This window comes from Glutamicibacter sp. MOO4 (assembly GCF_056934395.1).
This window is the reverse complement of sequence record NZ_CM167800.1, coordinates 924615-949128: the sequence shown is the minus strand read 5'-3', so window position 1 is coordinate 949128 and position 24514 is coordinate 924615. Positions and strand designations below refer to the sequence as shown.

Annotated in this window: 23 protein-coding genes; 6 read left to right on the top strand and 17 right to left on the bottom strand. The window is 52.2% G+C overall.

Annotated features, from left to right (window positions below; genetic code table 11):
• Positions 1 to 57 precede the first annotated feature (57 nt).
• The gene (locus tag AC1Z3F_RS04305) at positions 58 to 906 is read right to left on the bottom strand and encodes an ABC transporter permease (protein ID WP_483566652.1); all 849 of its coding nucleotides are present in this window, start codon (positions 904 to 906) and stop codon (positions 58 to 60) included.
• Positions 907 to 1040: 134 nt separating this feature from the next.
• Complete coding sequence (locus AC1Z3F_RS04300; RefSeq protein ID WP_483566651.1) at positions 1041 to 2111, bottom strand: LCP family protein; 1071 nt, start codon at positions 2109 to 2111, stop codon at positions 1041 to 1043.
• Between the two features lie 428 nt (positions 2112 to 2539).
• Between AC1Z3F_RS04300 and AC1Z3F_RS04295 the strand changes: the two genes are divergently transcribed.
• Positions 2540 to 2929 (top strand): hypothetical protein, encoded by a 390-nt coding sequence (locus tag AC1Z3F_RS04295; protein WP_483566650.1) that lies wholly within the window; start codon positions 2540 to 2542, stop codon positions 2927 to 2929.
• Entirely contained in the window at positions 2880 to 3287 is a 408-nt protein-coding gene (locus AC1Z3F_RS04290; protein ID WP_483566936.1) for an SGNH/GDSL hydrolase family protein, read from the top strand. Before AC1Z3F_RS04295 ends, AC1Z3F_RS04290 begins: the two co-directional genes overlap by 50 nt.
• Before the next feature lie 205 nt (positions 3288 to 3492).
• Here the strand turns inward: AC1Z3F_RS04290 and galU are convergent, their stop codons facing one another.
• Both galU and coaD read right to left on the bottom strand, forming a co-directional pair.
• Complete coding sequence (gene galU, locus AC1Z3F_RS04285; protein ID WP_483566649.1) at positions 3493 to 4392, bottom strand: UTP--glucose-1-phosphate uridylyltransferase GalU; 900 nt, start codon at positions 4390 to 4392, stop codon at positions 3493 to 3495.
• A 92-nt stretch (positions 4393 to 4484) separates the two neighbouring features.
• Positions 4485 to 4952, bottom strand: coding sequence for a pantetheine-phosphate adenylyltransferase (coaD, locus tag AC1Z3F_RS04280; protein WP_131088034.1), 468 nt, complete (start codon positions 4950 to 4952; stop codon positions 4485 to 4487).
• A gap of 73 nt (positions 4953 to 5025) precedes the next feature.
• Here coaD and AC1Z3F_RS04275 point away from each other — a divergent pair, with 73 nt between their 5' ends.
• Positions 5026 to 6276: an aminotransferase class I/II-fold pyridoxal phosphate-dependent enzyme gene (locus tag AC1Z3F_RS04275; RefSeq protein WP_483566648.1), complete on the top strand. Its 1251-nt coding sequence runs from the start codon at positions 5026 to 5028 to the stop codon at positions 6274 to 6276.
• On the top strand, positions 6273 to 7052 hold the full coding sequence (locus tag AC1Z3F_RS04270) for a spermidine synthase (RefSeq protein ID WP_483566647.1): 780 nt from the start codon (positions 6273 to 6275) through the stop codon (positions 7050 to 7052). Before AC1Z3F_RS04275 ends, AC1Z3F_RS04270 begins: the two co-directional genes overlap by 4 nt.
• Here the strand turns inward: AC1Z3F_RS04270 and rsmD are convergent.
• Genes rsmD through AC1Z3F_RS04250 form a run of 4 tightly spaced genes read right to left on the bottom strand, consistent with a single transcriptional unit; the run spans position 7029 to position 11845 of the window.
• A complete protein-coding gene (rsmD, locus tag AC1Z3F_RS04265) occupies positions 7029 to 7613 on the bottom strand; it encodes a 16S rRNA (guanine(966)-N(2))-methyltransferase RsmD (protein WP_483566646.1) in 585 nt (194 codons plus the stop codon). The two genes, AC1Z3F_RS04270 and rsmD, sit on opposite strands and share 24 nt — an antisense overlap.
• An 18-nt stretch (positions 7614 to 7631) precedes the next feature.
• The gene (locus AC1Z3F_RS04260) at positions 7632 to 9821 is read right to left on the bottom strand and encodes an ATP-dependent DNA helicase RecG (protein ID WP_483566645.1); all 2190 of its coding nucleotides are present in this window, start codon (positions 9819 to 9821) and stop codon (positions 7632 to 7634) included.
• A complete protein-coding gene (locus AC1Z3F_RS04255; RefSeq protein WP_483566644.1) occupies positions 9811 to 10779 on the bottom strand; it encodes a DAK2 domain-containing protein in 969 nt (322 codons plus the stop codon). The genes AC1Z3F_RS04260 and AC1Z3F_RS04255 overlap by 11 nt, the downstream gene beginning before the upstream one ends.
• 22 nt (positions 10780 to 10801) lie before the next feature.
• Positions 10802 to 11845: an LCP family protein gene (locus AC1Z3F_RS04250; protein ID WP_483566643.1), complete on the bottom strand. Its 1044-nt coding sequence runs from the start codon at positions 11843 to 11845 to the stop codon at positions 10802 to 10804.
• A gap of 135 nt (positions 11846 to 11980) precedes the next feature.
• On the opposite strand from AC1Z3F_RS04250, the gene AC1Z3F_RS04245 reads away from it, so the two are divergent.
• Positions 11981 to 12433, top strand: a complete 453-nt coding sequence (locus tag AC1Z3F_RS04245) for a DUF3515 family protein (protein WP_483566642.1) — start codon at positions 11981 to 11983, stop codon at positions 12431 to 12433.
• A gap of 78 nt (positions 12434 to 12511) precedes the next feature.
• Here the strand turns inward: AC1Z3F_RS04245 and AC1Z3F_RS04240 are convergent, their stop codons facing one another.
• The 6 genes from AC1Z3F_RS04240 to leuC all read right to left on the bottom strand — a co-directional run bounded on the left by AC1Z3F_RS04240 (position 12512) and on the right by leuC (position 19110).
• The gene (locus tag AC1Z3F_RS04240) at positions 12512 to 13624 is read right to left on the bottom strand and encodes a D-alanine--D-alanine ligase family protein (RefSeq protein WP_483566641.1); all 1113 of its coding nucleotides are present in this window, start codon (positions 13622 to 13624) and stop codon (positions 12512 to 12514) included.
• Entirely contained in the window at positions 13624 to 14658 is a 1035-nt protein-coding gene (locus tag AC1Z3F_RS04235) for an NAD(P)H-dependent glycerol-3-phosphate dehydrogenase (protein WP_483566640.1), read from the bottom strand. The genes AC1Z3F_RS04240 and AC1Z3F_RS04235 overlap by 1 nt, the downstream gene beginning before the upstream one ends.
• A gap of 33 nt (positions 14659 to 14691) precedes the next feature.
• Positions 14692 to 15375 carry a lysophospholipid acyltransferase family protein gene (locus AC1Z3F_RS04230; protein WP_483566639.1) on the bottom strand — a complete coding sequence of 228 codons (684 nt, stop codon included), beginning with the start codon at positions 15373 to 15375 and terminating at the stop codon, positions 14692 to 14694.
• A 98-nt stretch (positions 15376 to 15473) separates the two neighbouring features.
• Positions 15474 to 16793, bottom strand: a complete 1320-nt coding sequence (gene murA / locus AC1Z3F_RS04225; protein WP_131088023.1) for a UDP-N-acetylglucosamine 1-carboxyvinyltransferase — start codon at positions 16791 to 16793, stop codon at positions 15474 to 15476.
• Between the two features lie 257 nt (positions 16794 to 17050).
• Positions 17051 to 17656 (bottom strand): 3-isopropylmalate dehydratase small subunit, encoded by a 606-nt coding sequence (gene leuD, locus AC1Z3F_RS04220; protein WP_483566638.1) that lies wholly within the window; start codon positions 17654 to 17656, stop codon positions 17051 to 17053.
• Positions 17657 to 17670: 14 nt separating this feature from the next.
• The gene (leuC, locus tag AC1Z3F_RS04215; protein ID WP_262199741.1) at positions 17671 to 19110 is read right to left on the bottom strand and encodes a 3-isopropylmalate dehydratase large subunit; all 1440 of its coding nucleotides are present in this window, start codon (positions 19108 to 19110) and stop codon (positions 17671 to 17673) included.
• A 122-nt stretch (positions 19111 to 19232) separates the two neighbouring features.
• Here leuC and AC1Z3F_RS04210 point away from each other — a divergent pair, with 122 nt between their 5' ends.
• The gene (locus AC1Z3F_RS04210) at positions 19233 to 19958 is read left to right on the top strand and encodes an IclR family transcriptional regulator (RefSeq protein WP_444613259.1); all 726 of its coding nucleotides are present in this window, start codon (positions 19233 to 19235) and stop codon (positions 19956 to 19958) included.
• A gap of 37 nt (positions 19959 to 19995) precedes the next feature.
• Here the strand turns inward: AC1Z3F_RS04210 and thiL are convergent, their stop codons facing one another.
• The 3 genes from thiL to AC1Z3F_RS04195 are packed head-to-tail and all read right to left on the bottom strand — an operon-like array spanning position 19996 to position 24422.
• Complete coding sequence (thiL, locus tag AC1Z3F_RS04205) at positions 19996 to 21006, bottom strand: thiamine-phosphate kinase (RefSeq protein ID WP_483566637.1); 1011 nt, start codon at positions 21004 to 21006, stop codon at positions 19996 to 19998.
• Positions 21007 to 21012: 6 nt separating this feature from the next.
• Positions 21013 to 22656, bottom strand: a complete 1644-nt coding sequence (locus tag AC1Z3F_RS04200; RefSeq protein WP_483566636.1) for a GTPase — start codon at positions 22654 to 22656, stop codon at positions 21013 to 21015.
• Positions 22653 to 24422: a dynamin family protein gene (locus AC1Z3F_RS04195; protein ID WP_483566635.1), complete on the bottom strand. Its 1770-nt coding sequence runs from the start codon at positions 24420 to 24422 to the stop codon at positions 22653 to 22655. The genes AC1Z3F_RS04200 and AC1Z3F_RS04195 overlap by 4 nt, the downstream gene beginning before the upstream one ends.
• Between the last annotated feature and the right edge of the window lie 92 nt (positions 24423 to 24514).

Genomic DNA, 24514 nt, shown 5'->3' with positions numbered 1-24514 from the left:
AAAATTGGGGCAGGCTCATACTCTGGATGCAGTCCAGGGTTGATGAGATCATCAAAACTAATTGGCACGGCCGTAACGCTCCTCAGCCTTCCAGAAATAAACAAGTCCCACGGCCAGTACTACGACTGCCCAAACACTGACAACAAGCCAGCTCATCGGATTGTACTCAGCTTCATTCATGATCATCGCTCGCGCAAGATGCAGGGTTTGATACAAGGGATGGAATTCAAAGACCGTTACCAACCATGGCCAGCTGCTAAGGAGTCGGTCAACGTCAAAAAGAACGCCAGAGGTGTAGAACAGCATGCGGGAAATTAGCGGGAGGATCTGTGTGAAGTCGCGAACGTGAACCGTAATTCGGGCACATATCAATGCAATACCCATGTTAAACACGGAGAAAATAGCGATGAGCGGAATGACCCCAAACCAAGACCACTTGGGTGTAGTTCCGAGAATCATTGCGTAGATGAACATGACCAAAACCATTGGCATCAGCGTAAGTAGATTTTGCGTTACTTGGGCAACCGGCAAGCTCAATCTGGGGAACGACAGGGACTGAACCAAGGCTGAGTTCCCCGTGATGGACTTGGCGCCACCGTTCATGGAGCTGGTGAAGAATTCAAAGAGGAAAACGCCAATGACTATGAAAACGGCAAAATCCGGCCCCTTCTTGTCTCCCTGCAAAACGCCGAAAATAACGCCATACATGATGGCGTTCATGGTGGGTTTGAGAACAACCCAAATCATTCCGAGGCGATTCTGTTGGTTCTGTTTCTGAACCCGAGCCTTCGCTAACTCATAAATGAATTCGCGGCGCTCCCAAGTTTGCCTCAGATAGTCGCCCAGTGAAGGACGCGCACCAACTCGGTGCAAGCCGAACTTGTCGGCCTCCTCTGCAACTGTCATCCCCAAAAGTCCTCATTCTCGAAGCTAACTGTGGCTCAGTTCGTAAGCACAGATGTTCAAAGTCTAGTAGATAGGATCAGCGATCCTCGTGATTCGACTTGACTATCAGCCGTTTTGTCACGCCGATCACAAGATTATTCGCTCTCAGGTGGATTTTCCTTGAGATACTCCGCCATGGCATCCGTACGTAAGGCCTCACCTATTTGGGCGACGGCCTGCTCACTGGCAAGCTCGATAGATTGACCTTGGGCATCGACCGAACTTCCCGCGGTAGGCATTGTAAACATGGCCATGTTCTCTGTATCCACGTTCTTTAGCTGGGTGCCGAGACCAACCAGGGTCGCTGCATCAAAATCTTCATCAAAGGTTAGGTAAGGCGAAACGGTATCCACAATGTCGTAAAGCTTGACTGGATTCGTCAGCGTATCCGAAGACAAGAGCTTATTGGCGGCCGAGGCAATGAATTTTCGCTGGTTGACTACGCGCTGATAATCACCGTTTGAGAATGACTTACGTTCTCTAACAAACCGAAGGGCTCTATCTCCTTCCAGGGCAACTGTGCCCTTTGGATAGAAGTAGTCAGTGTCATTTGCAGTAAATGGAATGTCGTTCTCCACGCTCACTCCCCCGAGTGCGGTCGAGAGCTCTTTGAAACCTTCAAAATCGACCATGGCGACATGGTCGATTTTTGTATCAAACATACCTTCGACAGTCTGCATTAGAAGCGGAACGCCACCCAATGACACTGCGGCATTGATCTTGTTCTGGCCATGCCCGGGAATATCCACATACATGTCTCGAACCATGGACATGACGTAAATCTGCGAACGGTCTTCCGGAATATGCACAAGCATCATTGAGTCACTACGCTGCTCGACAGCACCGCTCAAAGCAGCTGATCCGTCACTGTCATCTTCTGCATGATCCACGCCAAGCATTAAGACGTTCATCGACTTGTCGTCAGGGTCCTTCACGGGACGGGCTTGCTGGTCTGCATCCGAAAAAGCCAAAGACAGCGAATTAGATTTTGAGTTGAACTGTCGTTGAAGATCAAAGACGTAGTAACCGGCTCCGAGCACACAAACCAACATCACTGCAACGACAGCGGCGAAGACAGTTCTAGTTCGTTTCTTCTTTTTTCGTTTTACCGCTTTGCGCGTACTACGTGACGCAAAACCTGACGACTCAGGGACTTCTTTTTTCAAACCAACTCCACGGGGATGACACACACCGAAGCAAACCAACGATCCGCGAGACTTCGCGCAAGCAAACAGAATACCGACGCTAGTTGTGTTTACCCTGAGCAAAATCAGCCGATTCGCTAGTGATAATTACCACGATTAATCCACGAAATCATAGAATGAGCCGATCAATATTGCTTTCATACGTCATTGACCTATCGAATTAATCAAGAACTGAAGTTATTGAAACGAAAGTCCAATATGGATGTTTGGGGTGAGTCAACAAGAACAAACCTGCAGAATCAGACCCCCATGGAGCGAATCCGACACTTCTCAAAGTGCGATGTAGGTCACTAGCTTCCCCAGCTGCCCGAGACCCGGTATTCACACTCCACCGATAAACTAAGTCCTGCCGTCAAGAAGTAAGAGAATCGTCTTTGTGGGAGTGCCGAGTGCCTGACCACCCCAGCACCGATAGGAAATCCGCGGGTCGCAAGCTAGCAATCGGACTAATCATATTAATCGTTCTTGCCGTAGGAGCAATTCCGGTAATTCGAAGCGTCACCACCTCTTCAGATCAGGCCAATGAGACACTGCCAAGTACCGATCCGCAACAGACCACCACGATCAACACTTACGACCGTGTGCTGTTTGCGGGCGATTCCATCACCGTCGGTCGTGATGCTCAGGAACTGCCCAAGAGCTTTCGTGAACTTGTTGAGAAAAAGCTCAGCAGCGGAGGAACGAATTCAATCACGAACATTGCCAAGTCCGGTGCGAAGTTAAAAGTACATCGCCGAGCGCAAGGAACTGCCCTCAAAAGTCGACCTGGCGATCGTTGAGCTGGGGACCAACGACATAAGGGGACGCACACCGGCCCAAGTGTTCAAGCGTGAATATCAGGCATACTTGAAAAAGATCAAAGCCAGCTCGCCAAAGGTAAAACTGGTTTGTCTAGGCGTGTGGCATGATTCAAAATCAAAGAATACTCAAGCCCTAGATCGCATCATTCGCGAATCATGCCTGCAAAACGGTGGCACTTATATTCAAATCTCCGACATCTTTGATCAGCCAGCCAATCGTGGGCCTGCCGGCGCCGTCACTTGGAAAGGGAAGTCAGACGCATTCCATCCAAATAATTTGGGTCATCAGGCCATCGCGAAAAGACTTAGCCGCGAACTGGGGCTGCAGGCCAAATAAGATTTGGGTTTAGGCGACCCATTCCGTTCTGGTATCTCTAGTGGCAATTCAGCTTCACGATGGACACATTTCAGCACCAGATCAGCTGAACCTTTGGATTCCACGAAGTTGAAACCTGAACCCTCAAAATCGAAGTGGCGACCTAGATTTTTCTAGGTCGCCGCTTTTATAGCGTCTATGCCATCCGGAACAGGCCGGGAGCTCTCTAGTCGTCGAGTCCTGCTACAAAGTCCTTCAGCCAGGTCTTGAGTCCTGCGCCGAGATCTTCGTGGTCTACTGCCAGAGTGATATTTGCCTGAAGGTAGCTCAGCTTGTCACCAGTGTCGTAACGGCGTCCACGGAACACAACAGCGTGCACACCAGCACCCTCCCCTTCTGCAGCTGCAAGAACTTGGAGAGCGTCGGTCAGCTGAATCTCGTTGCCTCGTCCTGGCGCGGTGTGCTCAAGTACTTCAAACACACGTGGGTGAAGAAGATAGCGTCCAATAATCGCCAGGTTGCTTGGTGCTTCGTCCACTGCCGGTTTTTCAACAAGCCCGTTGACCTTGACGTATTCTTCGCCTTCAACGACTGATACGTCGGCGCAACCGTATGCGCTAATCTGCTCTGGCTCAACTTCCATCAAAGCGATCACAGAACCACCGGTTTTTTGCTGAACTTCAGCCATCACCGAAAGCAACTCGTCACGCTCATCGATCAGGTCATCACCAAGCAAGACAGCGAATGGCTCGTTACCGACGTGCTGCTTAGCACGTAAGACTGCATGGCCGAGCCCCTTTGGATCGCCCTGGCGGACATAGTGAATGTCGCCCAAGTGAGTTGCTTCGTGAATTGCAGCCAGTTTTTTCTTGTCGCCCTTAGCCTCTAGCGAGTACTCCAACGATGGAACTCGGTCAAAGTGATCCTCTAGAGCTCGTTTGCTACGGCCGGTGACCATCAAAAGGTCGGTGAAGCCAGCCTTTACAGCTTCCGAGACAACGTACTGGATAGCTGGCTTATCAACAACCGGCAGCATCTCCTTTGGCATTGCCTTGGTTGCTGGCAAGAAGCGAGTACCCAAACCTGCGGCTGGGATTACTGCTTTAGTGATGACTCGTGGATTCATTTTAGAAATACCGTCCGAAAAAGTGAGAGTGATCTTTCAAGACCCTAATCTTATATCTACCCTGTGTAATTACCAATTGCGTTAAGCATCAGCTATTCAAGGAGCCGTTTTTTGACTGAACGAGGGAAGTACTCGTCAACGTCTCCACCCAATGCTTGAACTTCCTTCAACAGTGAAGAAGACAGATGAGTGAAACGAGTATCTGCCTGTAGGAACACCGTCTCGACGCCAGTTAAGTGTCGATTCATGGTCGCCATTGGGATCTCATATGCGTAATCCACAGTGCTACGAAGTCCTTTGACTATGGCCTCGGCGCCGTTTTCCTTGCAGAAATCAGCTAGGAGCCCCTGCCCCATCGGGACAGCAGTGACGCCGCGCAACCCCCCGACGGTCTCTTCAACCATTGCAACGCGCTCGTCTTCACTAAACCGATATTTCTTGGAATAGTTCGTCGACACAGCAACGATCACCTCGTCAAAAAGGCTTGCCGCACGCGCAATGATTTCAACGTGACCATTGTGGATGGGGTCAAAGGATCCGGGGCATACTGCTCTTCGCATGAACTGAATCTATCAAGAACTCAGCTCAATTGTTGGTTCTAAGGTAAATGTCATGCAACCACTTGTTGACTAAATGGCCAACAAACCATTACAAGGCACTCATAATGAACCTATGGGTATTTCAATGACTCCTTGGCAACGTACAGCGCACGAGGCGAATCTTCTGGACTCTGCCGGTCAACCCGGAGTGACGATCTTTGAAGAGATCACCGCACTCGCCAACAAACATAATGCAATCAACTTAGGTCAAGGTTTCCCGGATACTGAAGGTCCGGAGGAAGTCCGCCAAATTGCTATAGATTCCATAATGGGCGGGGCCAATCAGTATGCGCCAGGATCCGGAACCCTGCAGCTCAGAGAGGCAATCTCAGAGCATCAGAACCGCTTCTATTCGTTGAAGATCGATCCACTATCCGAGGTAGTTGTAACCACTGGTGCGACCGAAGCCATCGCCGCGGCGCTACTGGCTTTCATAGAACCAGGCGACGAGGTAGTAACTTTCGAGCCGTTTTATGACTCTTATGCGGCCATGATCGGCTTGACGAATGCGCAGCATAAGGTAGTCCCGCTGCGGGCTCCCGCGTTTGAACCCGACTTAGATGATCTTCGCAGTGCAGTCACGGACCAAACTCGAGTCATTCTTATCAATAACCCACATAATCCTACGGGTGCGGTATTTTCACTCACTGTTCTCAATGAGATCATTGCCCTGGCTCATCAGCACAACTGCATCATCGTCTCCGATGAAGTCTATGAACACCTCACCTTTGGTACGAAGCATGTTCCGATTGCAAGCCTGCCTGGCGGTTTTGAACGAACGCTCACGATCTCGTCTTCCGGTAAATCATTTTCTTTCACGGGTTGGAAAGTCGGCTGGGCCACTGGTCCAAAAGAACTGATCACCGCGCTTCGAACAGTCAAGCAGTTCCTCACCTACTCCTCAGGCCCAGCTTTTCAGCCAGCAATTGCCCAAGCTCTACAGCTGCCAGATCCATTCTTTGAAAGATTCGCCGCAACGCTAGAGGAAAGCGCAATAGCGTTGTCCCGTGGGCTGGAGGCCGCTGGCATCCCTGTCATCAGGCCCAGGGGCACATACTTCCTTGTGGCGGACATTAATCAATTTAAGCGCAAGGATGCAGTGGAGGTAGCACGGTTGATGCCTGAACAAGTCGGTGTCGCTGCGATACCGTTGTCAGTGTTTGTGCGCCCCGAAAACATGAAGCACTATCAGGGCTTCTTACGATTCGCTTTCTGCAAACAACCCCAGGTGATCGCCGCTGCAGTAGAAAAGCTCCAGCACCTACCAGAGGTATTAAACCGATGAGCAAAACAGCAAAGCGTTGGCTTGGATTCGTCCAAGAGCACGCAACAATTTATGATGACGATTTGATCCCAGGATCAAAAATACTGGCCATAGGTGATGCTCCGCAGTCGCATGTGAACTTGGCGCACCCTGAAGAGGTCTTCTACGAATATCTTGCCCGTGTTGCTAATCATTTGCAGGTGCTGCGCACCCCGGATAGACCTCTCAAAATGCTCCATCTGGGCGCAGGAGCTCTAACTCTGGCCCGGTGGGCCAGCGTTGTCTACCCTTCTAGCACCCATGTGGCAGTAGACATTGAGCGTGAGCTTCTGGACTTTGTACTGACCCAATTGCCGTTGCCCACGCAATGCCAGCTACGACCAATTGTTGCCGACGCAAGATCGGTGCTAAGCGAACAACTAGCAAACGAAAAATTTGATGTCATCGTTTTGGATATCTTCTCTGGTCCGGAAGCTCCCGGACACCTAACTACAGCTGACTACTACTCAGAACTTCTAAATTCCTTGTCCGAGGACGGACTACTATTCGTCAACATTGGCGATGATCCCCCGTTGAACTTTGCGAAGTCTCAAGTCGTTGCAGCTCAGTCAGTCTTTAGATTTGTGATGCTCAGTTCTAGCCCCGAGATGTTTACGCAGCGCTATCCGGGAAACTTGATCCTCACCGCCATGCAGAGCCCATTACCCGAAGACATGGTTGAGCGATGCCAAGCAGCCGGGCCGCATCCTTCCGAGGTGCGGCACTCGCTGGACCTAGACAGGTTCAGCAAACCATAAGTGCGTTTCTCCGTATTTTTTATCTGAGAAATTCTCTAGGCCCTCGGGCCAGGTTGGTTCGGGTGAACGAGCCGAGCGTTCGATCACTACTGTCGCGTCATCAGCTAGAACCTTGGATATTTTGCCCAAAGTAACCGTTAGTTCTTCTTCGGTCAGCGGGTAGGGAGGATCTAAAACAACAAGGTCGAATGTTCGGTTCGGCAGACCTGTACTACTTGACACGAAACTGTCCAGTACCGAATCAACAGAACCTCGTTGCACCGCAACCACCGTTGCCTTGAGCGCCTTGTTAACCATGGACGCGTTTTGCTGACAAACGCTCGCTGCCTTAGGCGCTTTTTCAACAAGCACAACTTGGCGTGCGCCCCGGCTTGCCGATTCAATGCCAAGAGCACCTGACCCTGCAAATAGGTCCAGAACGCGTGCACCAGAAAGCACGTCCCAGCTCTCTAAGCGGGAAAACAGTGCTTCCTTGACTCTATCCGTAGTTGGTCGCGTCGCATCTCCGGGTACTGACTTCAACGGATTTCCGCCCGCTGCACCGGCAATAATACGGCTCATTCCAGCCTCAATCTTTAGTTAGTTCTTATTCAAAAATTCTTGAGATGACTCGTCCACCCAGGAACCAGCCATCTTCAGCAGTTCTGGGTATTTGCTTTGCCACTCGGGTACATTCATCAGCGCCTCAACATTGGCTCTGGCCTGCTCAATGAGCTTACGGTCCTTGATAATGCTTAGCTCTTTCAAGGCTGACCTACTTCCGGACTGCTGCGCACCGAGAATATTGCCTTCCCTACGTTCAGCCAAGTCGGCCTCGGCCAATTCAAATCCGTCCATGGTGGACTCGATTGTTTTGAGCCGCCTCACAGATGGATGATCAGCATCTAGCCACGTAGTCATTAGGCATGTTCCCTGCAACCCGCCACGACCAACACGTCCGCGAAGCTGGTGCAGCTGTGAGATTCCGAATCGTTCAGCGTCCATGATCACCATGAGAGTCGCGTTGTGGACGTCAACGCCAACTTCGATGACCGTCGTGGAAACTAGAACGTCGACGTTGCCCCCAGCAAATGAGTCCATAACGTCTTGTTTTTCATCTGAGTCCAATTGCGAGTGCAATGCTTCGACCCGCACATTAGCGAAACTAGGCATACCGGCCAGTAACTCCATCATGGCTTCAACGCTCATGGTTTGTCCCGACGATTCTTCATACGTCGACAGAAGTACACCTTGTTCTGCAGCGGTGTCAGTGATCCTAGGGCACACCACATACACTTGGTGCCCCTGACTCACTTCTTCCGTAATTTTCGAGAACAACCGTTCCCGGAAACTGGTCAGTTGCATTGGCACAATATGCGTTTGAATGGGCGCACGTCCAGCTGGCAAACGCTTGATGGTAGAGGTGTCTAGATCCCCAAATACTGTCATCGCGACGGTACGTGGAATTGGTGTAGCCGTCATGACCAAAGTGTGTGGAACCGCGTCACCAGACTTGTCTCGCAACGCATCGCGTTGCTCAACGCCAAATCTGTGTTGCTCGTCAACAACGACGAGCCCGAGTTCGGCAAACTGCACCTGGTCGCTAAGCAAGGCATGAGTACCGATAATCAAACCGATCTCGCCACTAGCGATGCCCAACAGGGCTTGTCGTCGTTGTGCCGTTTTTGCAGAACCGGTCAAAAGAGCAACGCCGGCCCCCACGCCTTCACCGAATAGTCCTGAGTCTGCAAGTCTGCCCAACATCTTAGTAATGGACGCAAAGTGCTGAGCAGCCAAAACTTCCGTTGGCGCTAAGAGGGCGGCTTGTCCCCCAGCATCAATGACTTGGAGAATTGCCCGCAATGCGACGATCGTTTTACCGGAGCCCACTTCACCCTGTAAAAGACGGTGCATTGGATGTGGTTGGGAAAGATCAGACGCAAGCTGATCCCCTACTTGTAGCTGGTCTTCGGTCAAGGTAAAAGGCAATTGCGCTTCAAACTTGTCAGCCAGTTTCCCGGACTGACGTGGACGCGCAACGGCATGCTGGGCACCGAGCTGACGACTACGTTCAGCTAGGGTCAGCTGCAATACAAATGCTTCTTCATAAGCAAAGCGTTGACGGGCAACGTACGCGTGCTTAACCTCGCGTGGCGCATGGCGCTGGAGGTACGCCTGGAAACGCTGGGGGTAATGATTTGATCCAAGAAGGTCGCTAGGGAGAAATTCAGGCAGGTTCTCTTCGATGACGTGTGGGAGAAGCAGCCCCATCAAATCTCGTATCCGCTTATTGGGCATCTTTGCCGATGCAGGATAGATAGGAATTGGTCGAGGGTCCGCTTGGGAGGCTTCGTCCAATACTGCGTAGTCTGGTTGGCTGAGTTGTAAGTGGTCCTGATACCAACCAACTTTTCCACTGAACATCGCGATAGTACCGACAGTCAGATCAGTGCGCGCTTGATAACCATTAAAGAAAGTCATCTTCAGTTCTTGTCCGCCAGAGCTCAGCTCATCACTAACCGTAACTTCATAGATGAAGCCTCGGCGTGAGTGCATCTGACGTTGGCTAACGTTGACAACCTGAGCGACCACGGTGACGTGTTCATCAAATGGCAACTCAGCGATAGGGGTCAGCTCACCGACTTCAACATATCGACGCGGAAAGTGCCACAGCAATTCCCCTACTGTTGTATATCCAAAAGCCTTTTCCAGTGCCGCGGCGTTCTTGTCGCCAAGGTAGGTGGAAAGTTCTGAAGCCTCAAAAGAAACCAGGGTCTGTTCAGTCATCATTCGTGCACAAGTCGGTGACGCTGACATTTATAGGATCGCCGTATTTCCCAATTAGTTCTATGGCTGGCTCTGCTTCAGGAACATGGACATGGACTCGCCAACGATAGGTATCTTCTTCCAATTGGTTCACCGGCGACATGATCACCGAATTGCCCATGGCGTCTAGCTGGCCACGCAACGTGGCCGCACCCAAGGCATCTAAGGAAACGGTGCACATGACTTCAACCCCGGATTCGGTTTCTCGATTCAGGTGAACATGCGGATCCTGCACCCTGTAGCCATGGAATGATTCATAAGATTCAAAATCAGTGACGTCATTACGGATCGCTGCACAGAGCTCATCAATGATGATCAGCATTCCCACTGCTCCGGCATCGACAACTCCGGCCTCAAGCAGTGGTTCCAATTCCGTTTCCGTACCCTTGACCGCTAGCTGCGCCGCCTGAGTCATTTGGGTCAACAGTGCGTCTAATGCAGCACGACTTTCGAGATCAGTCTTGATATGCGAAAGGGTCGATCCGGCAGCTAGAGCTATCGCATTAATTACCGAAAGCATGGTGCCTTCAACCGGTTCACTCAATGCAGACCATGAACGTACCTTTGCTCGCTCCAATCCTAGAGCGAGCAGAGGTGCGGTCAGGCGCTCGTGGCCAATCCATGGCTCGCTGAGGCCGCTAAGAAAGACGGCAAAGAGCGTTCCTGAGTTACCGCGGGCGGACTCCATGGATGCGCGCGCAGCAACTTCAAGAAAACCACCGATATCGTCACTTTTCAGTTGGCTAACGGCATCGTGCCCAGCCCGGGCGGTGAGATAGAGATTGCTCCCGGTATCCCCGTCTGCAACTGGAAAGACGTTGATGGCATTAAGTCGATCAGAGTGGTTCCCGAGACTCTTGACGCTCCGCGCAAGCCATTCATGAATTGCGCGCACGGAGGTATCGAGCTTTTGGGGAGTCATGGATTCCTAGTCCTTAGTTGAACTATTTAGATAGATCAGTGGTTTTCACGAACTCAGAAACTGTATCGTCCTGAAGCGCTTGACCAAACTTATCAATGGCTGCCATGTCTGGAACTACGATGGACTGACCGTCTGCAGATGTACCGGTACCACTATTTGGAAGGGTGAAGAATTCCATGTCGCTCTGACGAACGTTGAGCATGGACGATGCATATGAAGCAACCTGAGTTGAATCAAGAGAATCATCAACAGCAATGTATGGGGCGATCTGTCCCACGGCGTCCGATACCTTAGCAGGATTGGTCAGGGTGTCTTTAGACATGATCTGACCAAGCAAGGCCTTGACAAAAAGCTGCTGGTTCTTGACGCGCTGGTAGTCACTCTCGGGGAACGCGTGGCGTTCACGAACGAACGCTAATGCCTGATCACCGTTGAGGGTCTGAACACCTTCAGGGAAATTATTGCCCTTGAAAGATGTTGAATTGAATGCACGTGGATTGTTGATGGTCACGCCACCAACGGCATCGGTGAGGCCCTTGAAGCCTTCAAAGTCAATTGACGCAACGTGATTGATGCGAACGCCGAATAGACCTTCGAGGGTCTCGACAGCTTTGGAAACGCCACCATGGGCGAAGGCAGCATTAATTTTTGCTTCACCTACACCTGGGATGTTTAACCAGGTATCACGCATGATGGAGGTGACGAAAATGTTCTTGTGATCCGACGGGATATGAACCAGCATCATCGTGTCGGAACGACCGCCATTTGGCAGTGTGCCAAAGTCTTCGCTGTCTTCAGACGCATCTCGCGTGGCCCGAGTGTCAGTACCTAGCAGAAGAATATTGACTGCATCCTTGGACTCATCCTTAACTTCAGGACGGGTGTCCTCGTTAGGGAAGGCATCAGCAATCTTGCCACTCTCAGAGTCGAATGTTCGCCCCAGATTCCAAAGGTAGCCCGCGGCTACAAGCGCCGCAATTGCGACCAAAACAAGAATACTCAGTACTATCGCGCGGCCAGTATGTTTTTTCTTTACTGGCTGACTTGCGTGTGCATCGAAGGACATATGCTACCTTTCACAGTTTCATCTGAATACATCTTATCTGTCAGCGTAGGGATGTAGGCTTATGAAGTGTCTAAACTCAGTGTGAATTCCGAAGTGTCGCCGAAATGTTATGCAGATATAAAAAAGATTGCGACCATGGCGGCAAGCGTAGTTGCACTTGCTTCTCTCACTGCTTGTTCATCTGTCGCCGCCGTTGACGCTGCACCAGACGCGGCCAATCCTGCCTGCGCAGAGATGATGGTGGCGCTACCTGATTTAATCGGGGACGCACAACGACGGTCCACAACTTCTCAAGCTACCTCAGCCTGGGGCGATCCTTCGCAAGTAGTACTGCGTTGCGGCGTGCAAGTTCCTACGCCTACTTCAGATCCGTGTGTATCAGTCAATGATGTTGACTGGGTTGCTCACGAAGATGAAAAGTCAAAGATCTGGACATTGACCACCTACGGACGCACTCCTGCGACAGAAGTGGTGCTTGACCCGAACGTCATACCTTCCAGCACGGTGCTCGCTTCCCTTTCTGACGCGGCGGCCAAGATCCCAGCCCAAAAGGCGTGTGTAAGCGTCGATAAGGCAGAAAAGCTGTAGCCAAGAACCACTGAGCAATAACAAAGCGAGGAGACGAATCGTCTCCTCGCTTTGTTATTTGGAAAAGCAGTATGTCGTTTAGCGCAGTCCTACGTTTCGTTCAGTCGCCAAAGCTATGAGCTCATTGATGAGCTCTGGATATTCAATGCCAGTCTTGTCCCACATTTGTGGGTACATGCTTGACGGCGTAAAGCCCGGCATGGTGTTGATTTCATTGATGATCCACTCGCCCTCGGGCGTGTAGAAGAAATCAACGCGGGATAGACCTTCAGCGTCCAAAGAGTCAAAGGCTTTAACAGCAAGCTCGCGGATTTCTGTCGTGGCTTCTTCACTCAGTTCAGCTGGGCAACTGAGCTGGGCTGCGGTGCCATCCACATATTTCGCTTCAAAATCGTAGAAGGTGTGTCCGTTAGCTGCGACGGCAACTTCACCAGGCAATGAAGCTCGTGCAGCTGAACTACCCCGGCCTTCCAATACGCCACACTCAATTTCGCGACCAACGATGCCTTGCTCGACAATGACCTTAGGGTCTTCGGCCCGAGCGATTTCAATTGCGGCGCGAAGTTCCGATGGGACATCCACCTTGGTGATACCCACAGAGGAACCTGCACGGGCAGGCTTTACGAACAGTGGGTACTGAAGATTCTGGCAACGTTCTAGAGCAGATTCGCTATCGCGTAGCCACTGCTTATTGGTGATGACCTCATAAGGTCCAACGTTGAATCCAGCGCCTTCAAAAACGACCTTCATGAAGTGCTTATCCATGCCGATGGCACTGGCGGCAATTCCGGAGCCGACGTAAGGAACGCCTGCGGTTTCCAGCATTCCCTGGATTGATCCATCTTCGCCAAAAGGACCATGGAGCAATGGGAAGACCACATCAACTTCAGCAACCTCAGAAATGGTCGCGCCAGTCAATGACTGAAGAGATGTTGTATTGGTTTCAGGAGACAACTGCACCGGGTGGTCAACGGAGGAGATTTCCGGCAGTTGGCCGGAGTCCAAAGCCCAGCCCTCTGGGTCTTTGTCCAGCAAGGTCCAGCCTCCGTCACGAGTAATTCCCACTGGAATTACGTCAAAACGTTCACGATCAATGGCATGCATGACACCGGCTGCCGTTACACAAGATACGGAGTGCTCAGATGAACGACCGCCGAAAAGGAGCAGGACTCGGAGTTTACGATCGACCATTAGTGCTGTTCTCCTTCAGACTTCAATTCACGAGAAAGTAGACGTGCTGCCATGTTTTCAACACTTAGCGTACCTTCAAGAACCATGACTACTGCTTCAGTAATTGGCATTTCGACCTTGTGAGTCTGTGCCAGATCAAACACTGCACGTGCAGACTTGATGCCTTCAGCGGTCTGCGACATGCGGTCATTGACTTCTTCAAGGAAAAGTCCCTGCCCCAGCAAGCGACCCGCGGTGTTATTACGCGACAATGATGATGAGCACGTTGCCACCAGGTCACCCAGGCCGGAGAGCCCTGACAGAGTATCTAATCGGCCACCGAGCGCGAGAACTAGACGAGTGGTTTCTGCCAAGCCGCGGGTGATGACAGTCGATTTTGTATTATCACCCATGCCCATGCCATCACACATGCCAACAGCAAGGGCAATGATGTTTTTGACGATTCCACCAAGCTCCACGCCCAACACATCGTCATTGGTGTAAGGACGGAAATATGGTGCTGAACAAAGTTCTGCAATCCACTCAGCAGTTTCCGAATCTGTGCAAGCTACAACCGAGGCAGTTGGCTGCTCACGGGCAATCTCCATTGCAAGGTTTGGACCTGAAAGCACGGCTACTTGTTCGGCTGGCAATCCAGTCACTTCCGAGATGACTTCGCTCATGCGTAGATCGGTGCCGCGTTCCAGACCCTTCATCAGCGAAAGCAAAACCACGCCAGGCGCAAAGTGTTCTTTGAACGCCGCCAGTTCCTGTCGCAACGACTGCGCAGGAATGGCCAGGACCACAAGATCCGCATCCGTTAGCACTTCACGCTGATTTGAGGAAGCAGAGATGTTCGCCGGAAGCTTTGTTTCACGCAGGTAGCGGGAGTTGGTGTGGCGTTCATTAATTTCTGCAGCTGCGTCATCACGGCGAGCCCAGATTTGCACCGGAGTCCCCTTGTCCACAACGGAGTCGGCAAGTACTTTGGCGAAGGTGGTTCCCCAGCTGCCGGCACCCATGACGGCAATTTTACGTGGAAGCGGCTTAGTCATTATCTGTCCTCTAGAAAGTGATGATGAAGTCGATTAGTTTTCTGGCTTGTCGAAACTACGCCCGGTCTGAGTCTGGCCGTGGTCGCTAGGATCCCAGCGAGTAGCCGGAGCTTCTTCTTGACGAAGTTCGGCCTGCAAACCGGTAATTGCATCCATGATGCGGTCCGTGGCTTCTTGAAGAACGGTGCGAGTCCTGGGGCCATCACGCAAATCATCAAGGTTTACCGGCGCACCAACAGCGACGGTTACGTGTTTGCGAGGGAACAAATACATCTTTTTGGAATACCTAGGCAGTAGCTCTTGGTCTCCCCAGTGGGCCATAGGCACGACCGGCGCACCGGTCTGCAGCGCAAGACGCGCAGCACCAGTGCGACCGACCATTGGCCATAAATTTGGATCTCGGGTAAGGGTACCTTCTGGGTAGATCACAATGACTCCCCCAGCGTCCAGAACTTTTTGCGCTGATTTCAGAGATTCCCCAGCACTAGCTGAACTACGTGTCACCGGAACCTGACCGGTCTTCTTAAGGAACCAGCCAAGTAAAGGAACCTTAAACAAAGATTCCTTTGCCAGCCACCGTGGGAGCCTGCCGTTGCTATAGATTGCGTGGCCAACCACCAACGGATCAATTTCCGTCAAGTGATTAGGGCACACAATGTAGCCACCCTTTGGAAGAGAATCAAAGCCCTTCCATGACTTGCCTGTCATCAGGTTCATGCCTGAACGGACAATTCCTGCCAAGACAGAAAAAACAAGTTTGGTGCTAGCAGACTCTCCGGGAGCCAGGATCTTTACCACGTACGAGATCCCCTTAGTTAGTTGCTCAGCTCGACGTTTGCGCCCAGGCCCTGAAGCTTGTCCATGAAGTGCTCGTAACCGCGGTTGATGATTTCAATCCCGGTCACACGGCTGGTACCTTCAGCTGCCAAGGCAGCAATCAGGTGCGAGAAGCCGCCACGCAAGTCTGGAACGTCAATGTCTGCGCCGCTGAGTTTTGCTGGACCGACAACAACTGCAGAGTGCTTGAAGTTTCGCTGGCCAAACCGGCAAGGAGTGGACCCAAGGCAGTCAGTGTGCACCTGAACCGTAGAACCCATGCGCACCAATGCGTCGGTGAAACCGAAACGGTTTTCGTAGACCGTCTCGTGAATTACTGAGACGCCCTTAGCCTGAGTCAAAGCGACAACCAACGGCTGCTGCCAGTCGGTCATGAAGCCGGGGTGAACGTCGGTTTCGAGGATCAACGGATTCAGATCTCCACCTGGGTGGTAGAAACGAATGCCGTTGGACTTGACCTCGAACTCGCCACCAATCTGGCGGTAGACGTGCAGGAATGCGGTCAGGTCACGCTGCTGCGCGTCCTGAACGAAAATATCACCCTTGGTCACCAGCGCTGCCGAAGCCCATGAAGCTGCCTCGTTGCGGTCTGGCAGCGAAGTGTGGTCAAAGCCGCTGAGCTTATCTACACCCTGAATACGGATCACACGGTCACGGTGTACAGAGATGATTGCGCCCATCTTCTGCAACAGCGAGATCAAATCTAGAATTTCTGGCTCAATAGCTGCGTTGCTGACCTCGGTAACACCCTTAGCACGAACTGCCGAAAGCAGTACCTGCTCGGTGGTGCCGACGCTTGGGTACTGGAGGTTCAGCTTAGCGCCGGTGAGACCATTTGGAGCCGAGATACGAATGCCATCAGGAGCCTTGTCTACGACTGCACCGAATTCGCGAAGAACTTCTAGGTGGAAATCGATTGGACGGTCACCAATGCGGCAACCACCAAGGTCTGGAATGAAGGCTTCACCCAGTGCGTGGATCAGTGGGCCACAGAAAAGAATAGGAATACGTGAATCACCAGCGTGCGCATCAATTGCTTGATTCGACGCGGTCTTCACATTGGTTGGATCCAGCGAGAGGTCACCGGTGGTTGGGTCCTGATCAACCTTGACTCCGTGGATTTCAAGCAAGCTGCGTACTACAACGACATCTTTAATCTCCGGTACGTTTCGCAAAACCGAAGGAGTGTCACCGAGCAGAGCTGCAACCATGGCTTTTGGCACTAGGTTCTTAGCTCCGCCGACTCGTACGGTGCCCTTAAGTGGGACACCACCATGGATCGTCAAGATCTTACCCATGTATGAATTACCTCATCGCGTAGTCGTTATCGCCCGCCGAAGCTTTTGAGCTTTCGAACTGGCAGGACTTAGCAAGCATACCGCTTATCTAGCTGTTGATACGTTCAGGTCATCGTGTGGCGCACACATTGTGAGCATGCTTTCAGCCACGTCAGCCTTCTCGCACGGTATGTGCGTCCTTAAAGAAAGGTAGGTCCGTTCTTCACCTATTTGAACAGATGAGAACGGACCTATTATTCCTCAATTGCGCGTGAGAATTATTCGGCGGTTTTAGCAGGCAGGGTTCTTGGCTTGTACTCCGGGCGCGTGGCTTCATACGCCGTGATGGCGTCTTCCTGCTGTAAGGTCAGCCCGATGTCATCCAAACCTTCCATCAGGCGCCAGCGAGTGTAATCATCAATCTGGAACGGAGCAGAAATCGATCCACACTGAACCGTGCGTGACTCAAGATCAACGCTCACGGTAGTGCCTGGATTATTTTCCAGTTCCTTCCAGATCAGCTCAATGTCGCTTTGCGCAACCTCGGCAGTAACCAATCCCTGCTTGCCAGAGTTCCCACGGAAGATATCGGCAAATCGAGCTGAGATTACAGCTTTGAAGCCGTAGTCTTTCAGCGCCCATACTGCGTGTTCACGGGAAGAACCGGTACCAAAGTCTGGGCCCGCTACCAACACAGAACCTTCGTTGAATGGTTCCTTGTTCAGGATGAAGTTCTCGTCGCGGCGCCAGCCAGCAAACAAGGCATCCTCAAACCCAGTACGGGTAATACGCTTCAGATAAACGGCAGGGATGATCTGGTCCGTGTCAACGTTGCTCTGACGCAGTGGGACACCAATGCCGGTATGAGTAAGAATCTTTTCCATGATGGTAATCCTTTCTAGACTGCGGCCGGAGTATTGGCCAGGTCGCTAGGTGAAGACAGGGTTCCGCGCACTGCGGTTGCAGCTGCAACCAGCGGTGAAACCAAGTGGGTACGCCCACCCTTGCCCTGACGTCCTTCAAAGTTTCGGTTGGAGGTCGAAGCGCAACGCTCCCCTTCGTCCAACTGGTCTGGATTCATTCCCAAGCACATTGAGCAACCGGCGAATCGCCATTCTGCTCCGAAGTCTTTGAATATCTGATCCAAGCCTTCTGCTTCGGCTTCCAAGCGAACGCGAGCCGAACCCGGAACGACAATCATCCGTACGTTTGGATCTTTGACCTTGCCCTTGACTACTTCTGCAGCCGCTCGCAGATCTTCCATGCGGGAGTTGGTGCATGATCCCAAGAAGACTGTGTCTACACGGATGTCCTTCATTGGCGTTCCGCCAGTCAGGCCCATATAGGTTAATGCGCGTTCGCAAGCCTTACGGTCATTCTCGTCTTCATAATCTTCCGGGGAAGGAACACTCTGCGAGAGTGAAACGCCTTGACCAGGGTTAGTACCCCAGGTGACAAACGACTCAAGTTCATCAGCATTCAGGAAGACTTCTGCGTCAAAGCTCGCGCCTTCATCAGAATGCAAGGTGTTCCAGTTGGCAACTGCTGCGTCCCAGTCTTCGCCTTGTGGCGCGTGTGGACGTCCCTTGACGTATTCAAAAGTCGTTTCATCTGGAGCAATCATGCCAGCGCGAGCGCCAGCTTCAATTGACATGTTGCAGATGGTCATACGTGCGTCCATGGACAGCGAGCGAATTGCTGAACCGCGGTATTCAAGTACGTAACCTTGACCGCCACCGGTACCGATCTTGGCAATAACAGCCAAGATAATATCCTTTGCGGTAACACCCGGCTTCAGAGTGCCTTCAACGTTGATGGCCATGGTTTTAAAGGGCTTCAGGCTCAGAGACTGAGTAGCCATGACGTGTTCAACTTCGGAAGTTCCGATACCAAATGCCAAAGCGCCGAAGGCACCGTGGGTTGAGGTGTGGGAGTCTCCGCAAACGACGGTCATGCCAGGTTGGGTCAGTCCCAGCTGGGGGCCGACAACGTGAACGATTCCCTGTTCCTTGTCACCCAGCGAGTGCAGACGCACGCCGAACTCTTTACAGTTCTCGCGCAAGGTTTCGATCTGCGTACGGCTGGTGAGATCAGCAATAGGCTTATCGATTTCAAGCGTGGGAGTGTTGTGATCTTCTGTCGCAATGGTCAGATCTGGGCGACGAAGTTGACGTCCCGCTAAGCGCAAACCTTCAAAGGCCTGCGGGGAGGTCACCTCGTGTAATAGGTGGAGATCAATGTAGATCAAATCAGGCTGACGGGCTTCGCCGTTGCCTTCTCCATGGCGCACAACGTGTGCGTTCCAAACTTTTTCTGCCAATGTCTGGGGCGACTGCATGACGGACATGCGACACACTCCTCAAGCTACGTAATTGTGGTAGTTCAACTTTGACACTTCACAGAGAGTCTTTTCCAGTATGCGGACTTGAATCTCAAATAATGAGACGCGATACTAACTGTATGACTATTGGTAGCGGTGTAGGCGTACTCGACAAAGCAGCGGCTATTCTCAACGCGCTTGAGAATGGACCCACTTCCCTTTCTCAGCTTGTGGACCTGACCGATATTTCACGTCCCACCGTGCATCGCATTGCCCAATCCTTGGTGCATCACGGACTCGTTGGACGAGACATGCATGGCCGTTTTGAGCTGGGCAACCGGTTGGTAGAGCTGGCTAGCGCCGCCGGCGAAGACCGTCTTGTGAGCGCCGCTGGACCGATTCTGATTAAGCTTCGAGATATCACCGGTGAGAGTACTCAGATTTTCCGCAAGCAAGGTGACTTCCGTGTGTGCATTGCCAGCGCAGAACGACCTATCGGCTTACGAGACACCATTCCGGTAGGAACACAGCTGTCCATGAAGGCAGGCTCCGCCGCCCAGATCCTGCTTGCGTGGGAAGACAATGAACGCATGGTTGATGGGCTTCACCATGCTCGCTTCACTCCAACGATCCTCGCCGGCGTGCGCAGACGCGGTTGGGCCCAATCACTGGGCGAACGTGAACCAGGCGTCGCTTCTGTTTCAGCTCCAGTTCGCGGACAGTCTGGAAGAGTCATCGCCGCGTTATCGCTGTCAGGACCGATTGAACGTCTAACCCGACAGCCGGGCAAAATACATCATGAAGCGGTGACCAGCGCGGCCCACGAACTTTCCGAACTACTGCGCGTTCAGAACGACCACGTCTAAGCGCTGAGTTGCACTACGCTGCGGCCGCTAGGCTGACTTAGCTGAAGTGATCAAAGCCCGCACTTCCAAGAGCGGGCTTGCCACCCACAGTCACCACAGACCGACGGCCACTGCGGGCAGTGACTTTGCCAATGACAGTGAATTCTTCTGGCACATCCGAAGCGTTCGGGAAAGCAGCCAGGAGTCCAAAATCCTCACCGCCGTGCAAAACCCACTTCATCGGCTCTTGCTTGGTCAACACGGCAGCCGGCTTTAACCGTTCAGCAAATTTCTTGAGAACCTCAAGATCAAAATCAATGCTCACACCGCTGGCTTTAGCCATACGGGTGCTGTCACGAATCAGCCCATCCGAAATATCCATTAGTGCATGAACACCAGCTTCTGCGGCGCGAGGTCCAGAGCCTAGTGGAGGAACAGGCCTACACTGTCCAGCGACTAACCGACGCACAGCTCGGTTCCAGGTTGCTGAATCGCTTTGATGCTCCAGTACTTCTAGACCGGCACCAGCATCACCCAAATGGCCAGCCACAGCAATGAGGTCACCCGGCTTGGCACCGCTACGCAGAATTTTTCCATGCTCAGATTCACCGAGCACCGTGGTAGTCACCGAAATTTCTGAGGCCTTTCCAAGATCACCGCCGAGGATAGTCAGTTCCTCTGCTCCGAGATACTTGATTGCATCCGTAACGCCCTGGGCAAAATCCTTGGCCCACTCCAATGGCGTGTTACCAGGAAGGGATAACGAGATAACAGCCCCAGTGGATTTGCCACCCATTGCGTTGATATCAGAGACATTTTGGGCAATTGATTTCCACCCAATGTCATAAGCCTTATGTTCTTGCCCGCTAGGCCAGACCAACCTGAAATCTTGATTTTCAACTAGCGTGTCAACCGAAACGAGAACTTCTCCCCCGGCCACACGCAACGCACCCGCATCGTCACCGGGACCCAAGCTCGCTTTGCTTGAATCAAGAAGCGGCAAAATGGCGTCAAGTATTCCTTGCTCGCCAAGGTCACCAACCGTAGCTTCGGATTGAAAATTAGTCACGGAGTTCTATTCGGCTTTCTTTGCTGCCGAGCTGATGAGTTCGGCATAACTGTTGTAAGTGTTCAGGTACTGATCAACCGGATCAACGATTGCCGTCCGGACCAAACCCGACACAGAACGTTGAATATTCTTCAACGCTTTTCTACGTTTAACTTTAGCCACTATTCGATTGACGAACGAGCACCCTATACCCAGCACCACGCCAAGCAACACACCAATGACAAGAACCAACGTTGGTACGGCTATGCCCTCTATGCGCGGTGCTTCTGGCAGGTCAAATTGGAAGTATCCGGCCACCGGGTAGGCCGCGAGCCAAAGAGCCCCTGCCAGTGCAGCGAGCAGTGCCACCCACTGAACAAACTTGATCACTGGCCACCACCAAGAAGGACGTTCCACCCCAAGTGGTGTTGCGGCGATGGCTGAGTCTACTGCGCTGTCCAACGAAGTAACGTTTGAGCTGACATCATCTCTAATCGGTTCATGCCAGCTCTCCGGCAATTGACTTGTAGCCTCTGCTACGTACTTGTCGATCCCATGATCAATAGCCGCGGATTCTGCAACCGAGAGCTCTGGACGCGAAGTAATGGACACATCAGAAGTTTGCCTACTACGCCCCAAATTCATTCTCTGCAACGGGTCATTTCGCAGTCGGATCAACCACGTGGTCAGTGGCCAGCCGGTGCGTTGCGCGCCACGAAGCTTGTACGAAGTTTCAACAGCATCAGCGATGTACTTTGCTCCATGCGCATTGGCAATTGTCTGTTCAAGCTCTGCTTGATGCATTTGCCCCGGCAAACGCACCTTTTCGGTACTCAAATCACCGTTGAGCTTATGGATAACTTGATCTACGTCAGAACGTAAACGCCGAGTAGACAAAGCCTTGTTCTTAGCCACAGTTGCAATCTGCTTCTGAACCTCGTCCAGGCCCTCGCCAGTCACAGCAGAAGCACAAACTACCGGCAACCGTTCGAGACCAGATTGCGCGAGGATCTCGCGCAGTGAATGCACGACGTTCTTGCGGTCTGTTTCTGCAACCTTGTCGATCTGGTTCAGGACAATCACAATATTTCCCTGCTGACTGCGCAAGGAATTCAGATATCCATGATGAATCGACGCGTCGGCGTACTTCTGGGGATCTAGCACCCAGACTAAGAAGTCCACTTGACCAACCAGCCGGGCGGCAATCTCATGGTGTTCTACTCTTGTGGAGTCCATATCGGGCAGATCCAAGAGCATCAAGCCTGAGTCTAGGGACTTCTTGGTTACCCTTCTTTTCCCTTCAGCAGATTTCTCAATGACGTGGCGGTCAGTGACTTCTAGCCAATCAAGGAGTTCGTTGGCACCTTCGGTCTCCCAAATGGCTGCGACGGTCTTTGTTGTTGTAGGTCGAATGACCCCTGTGCTTGCTAGCTTCTGGCCAACGAGTGCGTTGAAGAGTGTGGATTTTCCGCTTCCGGTAGCCCCGAACAACCCAACTACTACGTGGTCAGCTGATAGTTGACGGCGTGATTCAGCTTTGTTGATGACTGCAGCGGCTAAATCTATACTCTCCGTGTCCAGGTATGGTTCAGCAAGTTGCATCGCTTGGACGACGCTGTTGATCTGCTGATCAAGACCATTGGCTGCACGAACTACTTTGCGTTCCGTCATTTGCGGGCCCCCTTGTTGTTCAGGCTCTCCGTAGCACGGTTCAATGCCTCTACAACCTCAGGCTGCGAGTGTCCGTCTATTTCATTCGTGTAGATCTCAGATGTATTTGCAATGAGTGCTTTTGCTCGCGTATCAAGCATTTTTCTTGCTCGTGAAGCCATGCGACGCACAGCGTCCTCACCAAAAATCGCTTCCAAGAGCTTTTGGCCAACAACCGCGGACCCGCCGGCAATACCGATCTCTAGCCCGGTGAGCCCAGCGGTGGAGGCAAAGACCACCACCATCAAGATCACCGCGACTCCGTTAACACCAAAAGCGGCCATACGGGCGGTCTTGCGTTTGCCCGCACCTTCTTCACGGATCATCTCAAGAATGTCTTTTTGCCAAAGCCGAATGCTGTCGGCAGCTTGCTCATTAAAGTCAGCGGCGGGCCGAGGCGAACTGAGTTCGCCTCGAAGCACTTGCCCCAGAGGTGTGTTTTTCCAAGATCGGTCTATGTCGTGGCAGGCTTTGGTGATTTCTGCAATGAAGACTGTATGGAGTCCAGATTCAATCGCCTGTTCCACTTTATGGGTCGCGGCTGGCCGACCAGAGAAGAACGAACTCACGCGATCACGCATGCGGCCAACAGCACCTTCAATCCCGCGAAGTAGCTCTCCTGCGCCGACGAAGTCTTGCCACCGGGCCAAGATTTCGCCTCGAAGAAGCGAACCGTCGTCTAGCCCTTCGTTAATTCTCGCCAGCGCTTGATCGAACCTGTCGGAAGTTAGTTTGCGAAGTTCAGCTAGTTGGTTCTCCTGATCTTGCACTTCAGCCAGCAGCTCACCTGCGTCAGCTGTGGTTCTGCGCATTGCTCCTTCAAGCGTCTGGGCTGCCAGTTGCTGTCGCCTAGTCGCATCCGCAGCCAGTTCGTTAAGCCACTGAGATAGTGGAGCTACTTGGTCTGCTGGAATTAGCTTGTCGTCGTTTAGCTGCGTCTCGTTCAGTACATGAAGCAGCGCGGGGTCAAGATTCTTTTCCGTTAACAGCCGGCGTAGATCAGGGACGATATCTTTTTCAGCGCCCAGAGGTACGCGGTTGAGTACGACGCACACAGTAATGTTTCGAACTCCGGCGTCGGTGAGCAGATCCCACGGTAGGGCATCGGCATACCGGTTGGCTGTGGTGACAAAAATCCACAAATCCGCGGCGTTCAAAAGCTGTCCCGCAAGCGCTCTATTATCGTCGGATACCGAGTCAATATCCGGCGCGTCCAAAATTGCTAGACCTTGCGGAACGCGTTCGTGTGGAGTCATGAGCAGCGCATCACTTCGAGATGAGTCGCCGCCCACAGCAAAGCCCTGTCCTGTTACTCTGATGAGTTCCGGTAATACGCGTTCCGAATCAAAAAAAGCTTGGTCTGCAGGATTAAATGCAAGGACTGGAGTTCGAGTGGTTGGCCTCACGGCACCGGAAACGCTGACTTGCTCCCCCAGTAACGAATTCACCAAAGTCGATTTTCCTGAACCGGTAGACCCGCCAACCACGGCGAGCAACGGTGCTCCCAAGTTTGATACACGGGGCAGAAGGTAATCAGAAATCTGGTGCAAGGTTTTGGCACGCAGCTCTTCGCTTTGGGACACAGCTTCTGAAGGACCGTGAACAAAGACTAATTCGGTGAGTGTGTCTCGTAGTTCAGTCAGGTTCTGGGTGGCGACGCTGCTGAATCCTCTACCACTAGCAACATTACTTGCTGCGTTTTCGCTCTGATCTGAATTCGACTCCATGTGCACCATCTTGCCTTATGACAACGGTGATTATGGAGAGCCCAACGCAGAATTTTGGGGCAAAAGAAAAAACCACGGATTTCTCCGTGGTT

What these genes read in the sequence shown, in the direction of transcription:
- AC1Z3F_RS04235 (WP_483566640.1), bottom strand. Translation starts at nt 14,658, where the DNA reads ATGACTAAGCCGCTTCCACGTAAAATTGCCGTCATGGGTGCCGGCAGC.
- AC1Z3F_RS04240 (WP_483566641.1), bottom strand. Translation starts at nt 13,624, where the DNA reads ATGGTCGATCGTAAACTCCGAGTCCTGCTCCTTTTCGGCGGTCGTTCA.
- AC1Z3F_RS04195 (WP_483566635.1), bottom strand. Translation starts at nt 24,422, where the DNA reads ATGGAGTCGAATTCAGATCAGAGCGAAAACGCAGCAAGTAATGTTGCT.
- rsmD (WP_483566646.1), bottom strand. Translation starts at nt 7,613, where the DNA reads ATGAGCCGTATTATTGCCGGTGCAGCGGGCGGAAATCCGTTGAAGTCA.
- AC1Z3F_RS04255 (WP_483566644.1), bottom strand. Translation starts at nt 10,779, where the DNA reads ATGACTCCCCAAAAGCTCGATACCTCCGTGCGCGCAATTCATGAATGG.
- galU (WP_483566649.1), bottom strand. Translation starts at nt 4,392, where the DNA reads ATGAATCCACGAGTCATCACTAAAGCAGTAATCCCAGCCGCAGGTTTG.
- AC1Z3F_RS04275 (WP_483566648.1), top strand. Translation starts at nt 5,026, where the DNA reads ATGGCCAACAAACCATTACAAGGCACTCATAATGAACCTATGGGTATT.
- AC1Z3F_RS04305 (WP_483566652.1), bottom strand. Translation starts at nt 906, where the DNA reads ATGACAGTTGCAGAGGAGGCCGACAAGTTCGGCTTGCACCGAGTTGGT.
- AC1Z3F_RS04230 (WP_483566639.1), bottom strand. Translation starts at nt 15,375, where the DNA reads ATGAACCTGATGACAGGCAAGTCATGGAAGGGCTTTGATTCTCTTCCA.
- leuC (WP_262199741.1), bottom strand. Translation starts at nt 19,110, where the DNA reads ATGCAGTCGCCCCAGACATTGGCAGAAAAAGTTTGGAACGCACACGTT.
- AC1Z3F_RS04210 (WP_444613259.1), top strand. Translation starts at nt 19,233, where the DNA reads ATGACTATTGGTAGCGGTGTAGGCGTACTCGACAAAGCAGCGGCTATT.
- AC1Z3F_RS04245 (WP_483566642.1), top strand. Translation starts at nt 11,981, where the DNA reads ATGGCGGCAAGCGTAGTTGCACTTGCTTCTCTCACTGCTTGTTCATCT.
- leuD (WP_483566638.1), bottom strand. Translation starts at nt 17,656, where the DNA reads ATGGAAAAGATTCTTACTCATACCGGCATTGGTGTCCCACTGCGTCAG.
- AC1Z3F_RS04250 (WP_483566643.1), bottom strand. Translation starts at nt 11,845, where the DNA reads ATGTCCTTCGATGCACACGCAAGTCAGCCAGTAAAGAAAAAACATACT.
- murA (WP_131088023.1), bottom strand. Translation starts at nt 16,793, where the DNA reads ATGGGTAAGATCTTGACGATCCATGGTGGTGTCCCACTTAAGGGCACC.
- AC1Z3F_RS04260 (WP_483566645.1), bottom strand. Translation starts at nt 9,821, where the DNA reads ATGATGACTGAACAGACCCTGGTTTCTTTTGAGGCTTCAGAACTTTCC.
- AC1Z3F_RS04200 (WP_483566636.1), bottom strand. Translation starts at nt 22,656, where the DNA reads ATGACGGAACGCAAAGTAGTTCGTGCAGCCAATGGTCTTGATCAGCAG.
- coaD (WP_131088034.1), bottom strand. Translation starts at nt 4,952, where the DNA reads ATGCGAAGAGCAGTATGCCCCGGATCCTTTGACCCCATCCACAATGGT.
- AC1Z3F_RS04270 (WP_483566647.1), top strand. Translation starts at nt 6,273, where the DNA reads ATGAGCAAAACAGCAAAGCGTTGGCTTGGATTCGTCCAAGAGCACGCA.